We start from the raw sequence: 12,922 nt of genomic DNA on the forward strand, positions 1-12,922 counted from the left end.
CTTGCGAAGACATCAGGCCGTTGGAGAGGCGCGCGGATTAAGGCTCGGCCATTGCTGGCGCGGTGTCGGGCTTTGCAGCCGGGGCGGCGGCAAGCTTTGAGCGGTGTTGAATTGCGTGAGGTACAACTGCGGCACATGCCCCGGCAACGCCACCAATGGCGCCGAGCCCGAGCAACACCAGCAATGCTGCATGGTGGAATGATCGTCCTGCTGCGGTGCCGGAATCTCCAGCTGGCCCAGTGCGATGGTCTTGAGCGTCGCACCATTGGACGAGCAGAAACTGCCCCACAACAATTGCTGCACCGGGTCCTGGGATTGCTGCATCGCGCTGGCCAGCGGCATGGCAAAGGCGTTGAACAGCACTGCAAAGCAGGCGATCCACACAATTGCAAAGCGTTGACGGGCCATGGCGGACAATCCGTAGGGTTAAACGATCAGGTGGGTATTTAGCCTGATCGTAGGGGATAAGTAAAAAGGGGTGGTGTGGTTTGGTGTCGCAGTGCCAGTGGTTGAGGATAGACGGGAACTGATAGGTTGCTGATATCAAGGGCAATGCGGTGCTAATGTGGGAGCGGGCTTGCTCGCGAAAGCGGAGTGTCAGCCAATACATGGGGTGACTGATACACAGCCTTCGCGAGCAAGCCCGCTCCCACAGGGGATTTTTGGTGTTTAGAGAGTGGTGATTGCCTGTAGTAGCGCAGGCACGGTGGTGAATTCTCGATCCACCGCCGCTAACACCGGCCGCTTCAACACCAGCACCGGCACCCCAAACTCCCTTGCCACTTCCAGCTTCGGCTCCGTTGCCGTGCTTCCGCTGTTCTTGCTGATCAGCACATCAATCCCACGCCGCTCAAACAACACCCGCTCATCCTCGATCAGAAACGGCCCGCGCGCGCCGATCACTTCGCAGCGTTCATTCCCCGGATAAACATCCAGTGCACGCAACGTCCAGAACTGCTCCGGCGGGATCTCATCAAGGTGCTGCAACGGCTCCCGTCCCAGGGTGAACAGCGGTCGTTTGAAGGGTTTCAACGCTTCAATCAACGAAGCCCAATCACTGACCTCCCGCCAATCATCCCCCGCCTGCGGCTGCCACGCCGGGCGGCGCAAGGCCCAGCAGGGCACGCCGCTCAACTGCGCGGCCTCGGCCGCATTGCGACTGATCTGCGCCGCATACGGATGGGTCGCGTCGAGAATCAGGCTGATGCCCTCATCCCGGACAAACTGCGCCAAGCCCTCAGCGCCGCCATAACCGCCGACCCGCACTTGGCAGGTCAGATCGGTCGGCACGCGCCCAACGCCGGCCAGGCTGTAGATATGTTCCGGGCCCAATGTGCGAGCAATCGCCAGCGCTTCCGTCACGCCGCCCAGCAGCAGAATGCGCTTCATAGCGGCTTGACCACTTCCAGCAAGGTAATCGGCAACGCCTGCCGCCATGTATCAAAGTCCCCCAGCGGCTGCGCCTGGGCCACGTGGATGCGCGTCAGTTCGCCGCCATGCCGCGCACGCCAGTCCATCAAGGTCATTTCACTTTGCAGGGTCACGGCGTTGGCGACCAAGCGCCCGCCTGGCCGCAGGTGTTGCCAGCAGGTGTCGAGCACGCCGTCGCGGGTCACGCCACCGCCGATGAAGATGGCGTCCGGGGCTTCCAGGCCACTCAACGCCTCGGGCGCCTTGCCGCGAATCAGTTGCAGACCTGGTACGCCGAGGGCATCACGGTTGTGCTCGATCAGGCCTTGGCGGCCGGTATCAGCTTCAATCGCCAGCGCGCGGCAACTCGGGTGCGCACGCATCCACTCAATCCCGATGGAACCGCTGCCCGCGCCCACATCCCAGAGCAATTCCCCGGGCATCGGCGCGAGGCGGGCCAGGGTCATGGCGCGTACATCGCGTTTGGTCAGTTGGCCGTCGTGTTTGAAGGCTGAATCCGGCAAGCCGGCCAGACGTGACAGGCGCTGAGCCTGCGGATCAGCCACGCAGTCGATGGCGACCAAGTTCAAATCGGCGATTGAAGCGTGTTGCCAATCCACAGCCCGCCCGTCGAGACGCCGCTCATCCACGCCGCCCAAGTGCTCAAACACAGAAATGCGGCTCGGCCCAAACCCGGACGCGGCCAACAACGCGGCAATCAACGCCGGACTGCCCCCGTCATTGCTCAACACCAACAACCGCACGCCACTGGCCAGATGGGCATTCAACGCCGCCAACGGCCGCGCCACCACGGACAGCGTCACCACGTCCTGCAACGGCCAGCCCAACCGCGCCGCCGCCAACGACACCGACGACGGCGCCGGCAAGATCAGCAGCTCATCCGCCGTCACCTGCCGCGCCAGGCTCGCGCCCACGCCGTAGAACATCGGATCGCCGCTGGCCAGCACGCACACAGGCTCACCGCGCCGCGCCAGCACCGGTTCCAGGGAAAACGGGCTCGGCCACAACTCGCGCGCGCCACGAATACACACCGGCAACAGGTCCAACTGGCGCTGAGCACCTATAATCCGCGTGGCGCGCAACAGGGCGTGCCGGGCATTGCGGCCCAGGCCCTTGAAGCCGTCTTCACCGATGCCTACAACCGTCAGCCAGGGCGACATAAAGATTCCTTGAGCGACATCCGACGGGCAGGCTTTTCATGCCGCCGGACAAAGCAGGCATAATACCGCGCCTTTACCCATCGACCGGTAGCCCCGTGAAACCAACGCCCGCTGTGAATACCTTGCGCCCCTCGGCTTGTCCGGGGTTGCTGCGTATCGTCCAGGCGTTGGACGGCGGCATTTGCCGGATCAAACTGGCCGGCGGTTCCATCACCGCAGCGCAAGCCCATGCGGTGGCAGACGCCGCCCAGGCCTACGCGGGCGGGGTGATCGAGGCGACCAACCGCGCCAACTTGCAGATTCGCGGGATCGGCAGCGAAGAGGGCGCGTTGATCGCCCTGCTGCTGGCGGCCGATCTGGGCCCCAACAACGCCGCAGGCGACGATGTGCGCAACCTGATGCTCAGCCCCAGCGCCGGCATCGACCCGCAGATGCTCTTCGACACGCGCCCGCTGGCCGCACAGATCCTCAATACCCTGCAAAGCCACCCGCGTTTCCATGAGCTATCGGCCAAGTTCGCCGTGCAACTGGATGGCGGTGAGGACCTGGCGATGCTCGAACATCACCATGACCTGTGGTTGTCGGCGTTCGTGCGCAATGGCCAGACGCTGCTCGCGTTCGGCCTGGCCGGTTGCCCGGGGCTGGATGCGCCGCTGGCCGCCGTGCCGCTGGAGCAAGGCCATGCTTTGGTGGTGGCCGTGCTGGAGGCGTTTCTCGACCTCGCCACCCCAGCGCAAACCCGTATGCGTCATCTGGCTGTGGATAACGTGCTGAGCCGCATCAGCTTGCCGCTGCTCCCGGCCGACGGCTTCAAACGCCTGCCCAGTGGTGCTTTGCTGCACCTCGGCACTTATCCACAGGTGCAAAAAAATCAGTTTTACGTCGCCGCCGTCGCACCTCTGGGTCGCCTGGACGCGACGATGCTCAAGGGCGCCGCGCAACTGGCCAGCGACTACGGCGACGGCACGTTGCGCTTCACCCCTTGGCAAGGCGTGCTGCTGCCCTACGTGGAAAAGCCCCACGCCGTGACCGAACGCCTGATGCAGCTCGGCTTTCTGTGTTCCATCGACCAGCCCCTGGCGCGCATGACCGCCTGCACCGGCTCCAGCGGCTGCGCCAAGGCCCTGGCCGACACCAAGGCTGATGCGGTGCAACTGGCCGCCCTGCAAGTGGCGCATGACGTGCACCTGTCCGGCTGCCCGCGCTCTTGTGCCGCCGCGCACACTGCGCCGGTGACCTTGCTGGCCGTGAGCCCCGGCCACTACGACCTCTATTTTCGCGATGCAGCCCAGCCTGGTTTTGGCCGGCTGCACGCGCACGCCCTTTCTATTGAAGCGACGGGCGCCTTGCTGCGCGCCCGCCCACGGAGCAACACCGATGATTGATTACATCCGCGACGGTCAGGAGATCTATCGCAACTCCTTCGCCATTATTCGCGCGGAAGCCAAGTTGGAGCGCATCCCGGCCGACCTGGAAAAACTCGCGGTGCGGGTGATTCACGCCTGCGGCATGGTCGATGCCATCGACGGCCTGCAATTCTCCGAAGGCGCGGGCAAGGCCGGGCGCGATGCGCTGGCCGCTGGCGCGCCGATTCTGTGCGATGCGCGGATGGTCTCCGAAGGCGTGACCCGCGCGCGCCTGCCGGCCAACAACGAGGTGATCTGCACCCTGCGTGACGACAGCGTGCCGGAGCTGGCGCGGGAGCTGGGCAACACCCGTTCCGCCGCCGCCCTGGAGCTGTGGCGCCCGCACCTGGAAGGCAGCGTAGTGGTGATCGGCAACGCGCCGACCGCGTTGTTCTATCTGCTGGAAATGCTTGATGCCGGTGCGCCGAAACCGGCATTGATCCTCGGTTTCCCGGTGGGCTTTGTCGGCGCCGCCGAATCCAAGGCGATGCTCGCCGCTGACAGCCGTGGCGTGCCGTTCGTGATCATGCAGGGCCGCCTGGGCGGCAGTGCGATGGCCGCCGCAGCGGTGAATGCCCTGGCCACGGAGGTCGAATAATGCAGGCGCGCGGACGTTTGATTGGGCTGGGCGTCGGCCCCGGCGACCCGGAACTGATCACCCTCAAGGCCTTGCGCCTGTTGCGTGAGTCGCCGGTGGTGGCGTACTTCGTGGCCAAGGGCAAGAAGGGCAACGCCTTCGGCATCATCGAGGACCATCTGGTGCCACAGCAAACGCTGATGCCGCTGGTGTACCCGGTGACCACCGAAGCCTTGCCGGCACCGATGTCGTACGAGCAAGTGATCAGCGACTTCTACGACGCGGCCAGTGTGGACGTGGCCGCGCACCTGGACGCCGGCCGCGATGTGGCAGTGATCTGCGAAGGTGACCCGTTCTTCTACGGCTCCTACATGTACCTGCACGACCGCCTCGCCGAGCGTTATGAAGCACAAGTCATCCCCGGCGTGTGCTCGATGCTCGGCGGCGCCTCGGTGCTCGGCGCGCCGTTGGTGTATCGCAACCAGAGCCTGTCGGTGCTCTCGGGCGTGTTGCCCCACGACGATCTCAAGCGCCGTTTGGCGGACGCCGATGCGGCGGTGATCATGAAACTGGGCCGCAACTTCCCGAAAGTGCGCCAGGTGCTGGAAGAGCTCGGCCTGGCCGGGCGCGCGTTGTATGTGGAGCGCGCCACCATGGCCAATCAGAAGATCGTGCCGCTGGATCAGGTGGACCCGTCGTCGTCGCCGTACTTCTCGCTGATCATCGTGCCCGGTGAACGGTGGCAAGGTTGATGAGCCCGGCGATTGTCATTTTGGGCCAGGGCAGCCTGGCCACTGCGCGCAAGATCCAGCAGGTTTACCCGGGCGCGTTGATCCACGGCTTGGCCGCACGGGTTGAAGGCGCGGACCAGACCTACAGCGAATTTGGCGCGACCCTGCGTCAGCTGTATCAGCAGGGCACGCCGCTGATTGCGCTGTGCGCTGCTGGTATCGTGATCCGCACCCTCGCGCCGCTGCTGCTGGAAAAAGGCGAAGAGCCTGCCGTGCTCGCGGTGGCCGAAGATGGCAGCGCCGTGGTGCCGCTGCTCGGTGGCCTGGGCGGTGTGAACGTGATGGCGCGGGAGATTGCCGCTGCCTTGAACGTGGCGGCTGCGATCACCACCAGCGGCGAGCTGCGTTTTGGCACCTGCCTGCTCAACCCGCCAAGCGGTTATGAACTGGCCGACCTGGAGCTGGGCAAGCGCTTCGTCTCGGACCTGCTGGCCGGCGCCAGCGTGCGCATCGAAGGCGCGGCGCCGTGGCTGGACCAGGCCGACTTGCCCCAGGATCAGCAGGCGCATCTGGCAATTCATGTGGGCAGTGCCGCGCGTGTGCCGGCCGCCAATGAATTGCTGATCTATCCGAAGAACGTCAGCGTGACCTGCAAGCCGGGCGCGCAGTTGGCCGAACGTACGCGCGCGGCGTTGCATGACGCGGGCATCGCTGTGCAATCCCTGGCGTGCCTGTTGGCCAGCGATACGCAGATGGCCGAAGCCTCGTTGCATGAAGCGGCGCTGGAGCTGGGTGTGCCGTTGCGCTTCACCAGCGTGAGCCAGGACGCCGATGTTGTGGTCAATGTTGCCGAGCAGCCGCTGGATTTGTCCCAGGTAGGGCGTGTGCGTGGCCGTCTCGCCGTAATCGGCCTGGGCCCCGGTGCTGCCGAGCTGATGGTGCCAGCGGTGAAGGCCGAACTGGCACGCTGCACCGACGTGCTCGGCTACGAAACCTACGTGCGCATGGCCGGGCCGTTCCGTGACGACCAGGTGCAGCACTGCACCGACAACCGCGAAGAAATGCAGCGCGCGCGCCACGCATTCGAGCTGGCCGCTCAAGGCCGTTCGGTGGTGGTGGTGTCGTCCGGCGATCCGGGTGTGTTCGCCATGGCGTCGGCGGTGATCGAGGCGTTGCATGAGTCCAGTGATCCGGCGTGGCATCAGGTCGACCTGCAAATCCTGCCGGGCGTCTCCGCTTCCCTCGCCACCGCTGCCCAGGCAGGCGCGCCGTTGGGGCATGACTTCTGTGTGATGTCGCTGTCGGACAACCTCAAGCCCTGGGCGATCATCGAAAAGCGCCTCGACCTCGCGTCCCAGGCCGACCTGGCGCTGGCGTTCTACAACCCGATTTCGCGCTCGCGCCCGTGGCAGTTGGGGCGCGCCCTGGAAATCGTCGCGCTGCATCGCACGCCTGAAACGCCGGTGGTGCTGGGCCGGGATATCGGGCGCCCGGGCCAGACCTTGCGCGTCACCACCCTTGGGCAACTGACGCCCGAGCAAGTGGACATGCGCACCATGGTGTTGATCGGCTCATCCACTACCTGTGTGTTCCCGCGCGCCGGTGGTGGTGAATGGGTGTACACGCCGCGTTGGTACGGCGAGAAACCGGCCTCCTGAAAACAGCCCTGCGGCTGCCGGAAAGCTCCGAATGACCCAGGGATTTACCTGCGGTTGTCCGGGGCTTTTTCTTTTTTGCGCGATGAAATCCGGAAGGCCCACAGGTACCCCGCGCGATTGCTGGGGGCTGGGTTTTGGTGGGTGACGCCAAGGTATGTTTGTGGCGTGGAAAGCCTGGCGGCCACTGGACTAGTGTGAGGGCAAGCCCCATGTGGGGTGCTTGTGGAGAACTGAAAATGGAGCGACATCACAAAAGGATCATCAGTGCAAAACGGCGCAAGTTGATTGCCGCCTACAAGCTGCCAGGCTCGCCGGGAGTGAATAGCGCAATACCGGTGGACACGGCGGACGACAGTAATGCGGCGGTGGTCAACAACGGCGTGATCTCGTTTGTCGAAGGCATGTCGGCGTTGAATCGGGAATACATTCGCAAGAGCTACTTGCTGGCGAGCAGTTACGTCAGCGATGTGTTGAAGGTCCACCGAGGGACCGAGGCGTGGTACGACGAATTTATAAAGGTGATGATCAGCCTGGGCTGGCTGCCGCTGCGCAGCAGCTTTGAGCGGGTGGCCCGTTCCGGCAGGGGCCTGACGGTGCAATTGGCGGCGCTGAACATGATTGCCGCGATGCTGGCTTCGACGTCATTGGCCTCGCCGCTATTGGCGGCGTTGCCGAAGCTGGCGGCGGATGCGCTGGAGGCCATGAAGCAGACACCGGCGTCCTTTGAGCTGTTCAAGCGCAACAGCACGGTGCAGGAGGGGGGCGACTTCGGCCTCGCATCGTGCGCGCAGACCGATGGCGAAGTGACGATGGTGCTGGTGACCTACAGCACCCGTGGTGTGAGCAAGCAGGTCGGCGTGCCGTTTCTTGAGTGGGACAGTTCGTCCTCCGAGGCCTTCAGCGGGCAGACCTGCCTGGTGTTGAATACCTCGGTGGTCAACGAAAAAACCATCCAGCTGATGCGCGAGAGCGCGGGTGACAAGGTGCAGTTGGCGATCGCCAAATACCGGATCTAAGGCACCAGGTAACCGCGCACCCCGGTAAAGATGATTTGCGCGGCGAGGGCGCACACGAACAAGCCCATCAATCGACTGACAATTTGCAAGCCCTGGTCACCGAGGATTCGCTCGATACGGTTGGACAGGTACAACACCACGCCCACCGTGAGGCTGGCCAGGGCGATGCTGAGGATGGCGGTGAGCTTGTCGTCCCAGTGCGGCTGGCTAACGCCCATCACCAGCAGCGCACCGATGGTACCGGGGCCGACGGTGAGGGGGATGGTCAGCGGTACGATGGTCACGTCCTGCTGCACGTTGTCGCTCTGCACCGCCGACTTGCCCTGGGCCATGCCCAGGGCGGAGATGAACAACACACTGCCAGCGCCGATACGGAACGCATCCACGGTGATGCCGAACACACTGAAAATCACCCGGCCGAACAGGTAGAGCAACACGCTCGATACCAGGGTCGCCAAGGCGACTTTCCAGGCCAGGCGCCGCCGTTCTTTGTTGGAGTAGCCACGGGTGAGGCTGATAAAGCAGGACAGCACGAAGAACGGGCTGTAGAGCACCAGCATTTTCAGGTAGACGCTGAATAACACGTGGAGCATGGGGGGCGGCTCGCGGCGGGAGAAGTGTGGGCAGTCTATCAGGCGAAACGGGTCAAATGTGGGAGCTGGCTTGCCTGCGATAGCGGTGGGTCAGGCAACCGGTCTGTGTCTGATGTACCGCTATCGCAGGCAAGCCAGCTCCCACAGGGGATTTGCATTTCAGTTCAGGAAGGGGCGTGTTCCGGGCGCTGTTGGCGCTGCGCCACCCAGTACTCCACCAGCTCACGCAACTGCGACAACTCCACCGGCTTGGCCATATGCCCGTCCATGCCGGCCTGGCGCGCGCGTTCCTTGTGTTCCGAGAGGATATGCGCAGTGAGCGCCACCACCGGCGTGCGAATGCGCTGGTGGCTGACTTCCCACGCGCGCAGTTGCTGGGTCGCCGAGAACCCGTCGAGGATCGGCATTTCGCAGTCCATCAACACCAGGTCATAGCGCTGGGCTTTCATCGCTTCCAACGCTTCTTCGCCATTGCTGGCGGTGTCCGGGTTGAGGTTGAGCTTGCCGAGCATGCCACGGATCACCTTGGTGGAGATGCTGTTGTCTTCGGCCACCAGGATGCGGAAGTCGGCGGGGACGGTGACCGCGGCCGGCGCGCTGGGCACCGTGCGTGGTTGAGTGTTGCCCTTGCTGCGTTGGGTCAGCTCGTCGGCCAGGGTGGTCTTGAGGGTGTAGCCCGCCACTGGCTTGGCGAGGATGCGCTTGATCCCGCTGTTGCGCGCGATGATCTTGCTCGGCGCATTGCTGATGCCGGTGAGCATGATCAGCAGGATGTCGTGGTTCAGGCTTGGGTCTTCCTTGATCTTCGCCGCCAACTGCATGCCGGTCATGCCGGGCATGTTCTGGTCCAGCAGCACCACGTCGAAGTAATCACGCAAGTGCGCCTTGGTGCGCAGCAGTGCCAGGGCTTCTTTGCCGGAAGGCACGGCGCTGACGTTCAGGCCCCAGGCGGTGCATTGCTGCACCAGCACTTTGCGGCAGGTGTCGTTGTCGTCCACCACCAGCACGCGTGCGTCCTTGAGCGGGCCGTCGAGGTCGGAGGTCGGGTGTTCCAGGCGTTCCGGGTCCAGCGGCAAGGTCAGCCACAGCGTGCTGCCCTGGTGGCTGCCGCTCTTGATGCCGAACTCGCCGTTCATCAACAGGATCAGTTGGCGGGCGATGACCAAACCGAGGTGGCCGCTCAAGCGGGTGGCCGAGAGGAAGTTCTTGCTGTGCAGTTCGCTGTGCAGCAGGGCGTCACGCTCGGCGGCTTCCATTGGCAGGCCGCTGTCTTGTACGGCAATGCGCAGGCGCGGCTTGGTGCTGCGCTCGTCCAGGGCGACGACGATCAGCACTTCGCCTTCATCGGTCTTTTGCAGGGCGTTTTCCAGCAGGCTCAACAGCGCCTGGCGCAGGCGGGTCGGGTCGCCGCTGATGACGCGCGGCACCTGGGGCTGGATAAAGCTGATCAGCTCGACGTTCTGCTGCTCGGCCTTGGCGCGGAAGATGCTCAGGCAGTCTTCGATCAAGGCGTTGAGGTCGAACTGCACGTCGTCCAGTTCGATCTGCCCGGATTCGAGCTTGGAGATATCAAGGATCTCGTTGATCAGCGTGAGCAGTTCGTTGCCGGCGCTGTGGATGGTTTGCACGTAGTCGCGCTGTTTCACCGACAGCGGCGTGCCCAGCAGCAACTCGGTCATGCCCAGCACGCCGTTCATGGGGGTGCGGATTTCGTGGCTGATCTTCGCCAGGAACTCGGCCTTGGCGGCGATTTCGGCGTTGCTGGCGGCGAGGTCGCGGCTGAGGCTGAAGCGGGTCTCGACGATGGCGCGCTGGCGTTCACCAAGGGCCAGGCTCATCAGCAGGCCGCTGAGGCAGATAAAGGCGAGCAGGGTGACGATCAAGCCTTGCGGCGCCAGCAGCGTGAGGCCGAGCAGGGCGGGGAGGATAATCAGCGTACCGGTGTTGAATACCACCATCGCTGCGACGAACAGGCGCGCCGGGCGGTAGCCTTTCTGCCAGTGGTACGCCGAGACAAACAGCATGCTCAGCCCGGCCAGGGCCACCAGGGCATAGGTGATGATGTTCAGCGGCAGGGTGTTGACGAACAACAGCAACAGGCCGCACAGCACGATAAACAGGATGTCGGCCATCAGCAGCTTGTTCAGCGGGTGCGGGCCCAGCGGCATGAAGAAGCGATAGGCAAACATCAGCCCGCACGGTGCCGTCAGCAACAGGGCGAGGTAGGCGCCCGGGGTCTGGATCGCATGCCAGTTCGGCAGCCACGGCCCGACCACGTTGAGCAGCAGCGCCAGGCTCAGCATCAACAGCACTTCGCACGCCGCCAGCCACAAGCTGCTGCGTGAGCGGTGGTAAGCGAAGCGCGTGAGGTTATGCAGGATCAGCATCAGCAGGCAGCCGAACAACAGGCCGTAGATCAGCGTCTGGGTCTGGTTGGCGGCGGCGAGGACGGCAGGTTCCAGGGTGATGTAGGGGCGCAGTTCGTGCTCGGAGACCAGGCGCAGGTAGACCTCAAGGGGTTTCTGGCTCTGGGGCATCGGCAGCATGAAATCGCTACTGGGCAGCGGGCGCTCGGCCTGGGGCTGGCGCGTGCCGGTGCTCTGTTGTTCCACCAGGGTGTCGCCGTCCAGGACGTAGAGGCTCAGGTGGGACAGGTCCGGGGCAAACACCCGCAGCACTTGTTCGTGCTTGCCGGGTTGCAGCTTGAAGCGTACCCACAACGCACCGTCCGGCTGCGCAGCGGTGATCCGGTCGAGTTCGATGGGGCTGAATTGATTGGTGTAGCGGGGGGAGCGGATGTCGCTCAGTTGCAGATCGGCCTGTTCATCAAGCAATACCGCCCAACCACTGCCTTGCGCCGCAGCCTGGGCCGGGAACAAGCAGAGCAGTGTCAGCAGACTGACTGTGAAACCTATGGCGATCCTGAGCCAGCGCACGGCGAAATCCCTTCGTAGGTTGATGCACGGGTTAACTATGCGCGGGGCGACATGTGTACGGCAAGGGCCAGGGGCCCTTGCCTAACCGAACGGATAGCTACGACTGATTAGTTGTTCTCGCCACGTTCACGGGCAATCGCGCGATAGCCGATGTCGGTGCGGTAGAAACAGCCTTTCCAGTCGATCTTCGCGGCCAGCTTGTACGCCTGCTGTTGCGCGGCGTCCACACTGGCACCCATCGCGGTGGCGCACAGTACGCGGCCACCTGCGGTCACAACCTTGCCATCCTTGAGCGCGGTGCCCGCATGGAACACCTTGCCTTCCAGCGTAGCAGCTGCGTCCAGGCCTTCAATCACATCGCCCTTGGCGTAGTCGGCCGGGTAACCGCCGGCGGCCAGCACAATGCCGACGCTCGGACGTGGATCCCACTGTGCTTCAACCTTGTCCAGGGCCTGGGCCAGGGCGGCTTCCACCAGCAACACCAGGCTCGACTGCAGGCGCAGCATCACTGGTTGGGTTTCCGGGTCGCCGAAGCGGCAGTTGAACTCGATGACCTTCGGGTTACCGGCTTTGTCGATCATCAGGCCCGCGTAGAGGAAACCGGTGTACACGTTGCCTTCGTCGGCCATGCCACGCACGGTTGGCCAGATCACCAGGTCCATGACGCGCTTGTGCACCTCAGCGGTGACCACTGGAGCCGGGGAGTACGCACCCATGCCGCCGGTGTTCGGGCCGCTGTCGCCGTCGCCGACGCGTTTGTGGTCTTGGCTGGTGGCCATCGGCAAGACGTTCTTGCCGTCGACCATCACGATAAAGCTGGCTTCTTCGCCGTCGAGGAATTCCTCGATCACCACGCGCGAACCGGCTTCACCAAAGGCATTGCCGGCGAGCATGTCGCGCACGGCGTCTTCGGCTTCTTGCAGGGTCATGGCGACGATCACGCCCTTACCGGCGGCCAGGCCATCGGCCTTGATCACGATCGGCGCACCTTTTTCACGCAGGTAAGCCAGGGCTGGCTCGATCTCGGTGAAGTTCTGGTAGTCGGCGGTCGGGATCTTGTGACGCGCGAGGAAATCCTTGGTGAACGCCTTGGAGCCTTCCAGCTGGGCAGCGCCAGCGGTAGGGCCGAAGCAGTCCAGGCCGCGGCTGCGGAACAGGTCCACGACGCCGGCAACCAGTGGCACTTCCGGGCCGACGATGGTCAGGGACACATTCTTTTCAGCAAAGTCCGCCAGTTGCTCAAGGGCCAGCACGTCGATAGCGACGTTTTCGCACTTGGCTTCAATGGCGGTGCCGGCGTTGCCGGGTGCGACGAAAACCTTCTGGACGCGTGGGTCCTGGGCTACTTTCCAGGCCAGGGCGTGTTCACGGCCACCGCTGCCAATGATCAAAACATTCATTTCAAAAACCTCGG

At 63.9% G+C, this 12,922-nt stretch carries 11 protein-coding genes; 5 read left to right on the forward strand and 6 right to left on the reverse strand.

The genetic code is table 11. From position 1 onward, the window contains the following. Positions 1 to 12: 12 nt before the first annotated feature. The 3 genes from ACU688_RS26200 to cbiE all read right to left on the reverse strand — a co-directional run bounded on the left by ACU688_RS26200 (position 13) and on the right by cbiE (position 2,591). Positions 13 to 408, reverse strand: a complete 396-nt coding sequence (locus ACU688_RS26200; RefSeq protein ID WP_448186968.1) for a DUF2946 domain-containing protein — start codon at positions 406 to 408, stop codon at positions 13 to 15. 261 nt (positions 409 to 669) lie between these two features. Next, positions 670 to 1,389 (reverse strand): cobalt-precorrin-6A reductase, encoded by a 720-nt coding sequence (locus tag ACU688_RS26205; RefSeq protein ID WP_448186969.1) that lies wholly within the window; start codon positions 1,387 to 1,389, stop codon positions 670 to 672. Further along, the gene (gene cbiE / locus ACU688_RS26210; RefSeq protein WP_448186970.1) at positions 1,386 to 2,591 is read right to left on the reverse strand and encodes a precorrin-6y C5,15-methyltransferase (decarboxylating) subunit CbiE; all 1,206 of its coding nucleotides are present in this window, start codon (positions 2,589 to 2,591) and stop codon (positions 1,386 to 1,388) included. The genes ACU688_RS26205 and cbiE overlap by 4 nt, the downstream gene beginning before the upstream one ends. A 38-nt stretch (positions 2,592 to 2,629) precedes the next feature. On the opposite strand from cbiE, the gene cobG reads away from it, so the two are divergent. The 5 genes from cobG to ACU688_RS26235 all read left to right on the forward strand — a co-directional run bounded on the left by cobG (position 2,630) and on the right by ACU688_RS26235 (position 7,979). After that, positions 2,630 to 3,976 carry a precorrin-3B synthase gene (gene cobG / locus ACU688_RS26215; protein ID WP_448186971.1) on the forward strand — a complete coding sequence of 449 codons (1,347 nt, stop codon included), beginning with the start codon at positions 2,630 to 2,632 and terminating at the stop codon, positions 3,974 to 3,976. After that, positions 3,969 to 4,595, forward strand: coding sequence for a precorrin-8X methylmutase (locus ACU688_RS26220; protein WP_257782622.1), 627 nt, complete (start codon positions 3,969 to 3,971; stop codon positions 4,593 to 4,595). The genes cobG and ACU688_RS26220 overlap by 8 nt, the downstream gene beginning before the upstream one ends. Continuing rightward, positions 4,595 to 5,326 (forward strand): precorrin-2 C(20)-methyltransferase, encoded by a 732-nt coding sequence (locus tag ACU688_RS26225; RefSeq protein WP_448186972.1) that lies wholly within the window; start codon positions 4,595 to 4,597, stop codon positions 5,324 to 5,326. The genes ACU688_RS26220 and ACU688_RS26225 overlap by 1 nt, the downstream gene beginning before the upstream one ends. Continuing rightward, entirely contained in the window at positions 5,326 to 6,963 is a 1,638-nt protein-coding gene (gene cobJ, locus ACU688_RS26230; RefSeq protein WP_448186973.1) for a precorrin-3B C(17)-methyltransferase, read from the forward strand. Before ACU688_RS26225 ends, cobJ begins: the two co-directional genes overlap by 1 nt. A gap of 236 nt (positions 6,964 to 7,199) precedes the next feature. Next, positions 7,200 to 7,979 (forward strand): hypothetical protein, encoded by a 780-nt coding sequence (locus tag ACU688_RS26235; protein ID WP_448186974.1) that lies wholly within the window; start codon positions 7,200 to 7,202, stop codon positions 7,977 to 7,979. Here the strand turns inward: ACU688_RS26235 and ACU688_RS26240 are convergent. The 3 genes from ACU688_RS26240 to purD all read right to left on the reverse strand — a co-directional run bounded on the left by ACU688_RS26240 (position 7,976) and on the right by purD (position 12,908). Next, positions 7,976 to 8,572 (reverse strand): MarC family protein, encoded by a 597-nt coding sequence (locus ACU688_RS26240; RefSeq protein ID WP_017738529.1) that lies wholly within the window; start codon positions 8,570 to 8,572, stop codon positions 7,976 to 7,978. The genes ACU688_RS26235 and ACU688_RS26240 overlap by 4 nt on opposite strands. A 164-nt stretch (positions 8,573 to 8,736) precedes the next feature. Further along, entirely contained in the window at positions 8,737 to 11,508 is a 2,772-nt protein-coding gene (locus tag ACU688_RS26245; protein ID WP_448186975.1) for a hybrid sensor histidine kinase/response regulator, read from the reverse strand. Positions 11,509 to 11,615: 107 nt separating this feature from the next. Further along, on the reverse strand, positions 11,616 to 12,908 hold the full coding sequence (gene purD, locus ACU688_RS26250) for a phosphoribosylamine--glycine ligase (RefSeq protein WP_448186976.1): 1,293 nt from the start codon (positions 12,906 to 12,908) through the stop codon (positions 11,616 to 11,618). Positions 12,909 to 12,922 lie beyond the last annotated feature (14 nt).

It is taken from the genome of Pseudomonas acericola (SeqCode) (genome assembly GCF_053456465.1).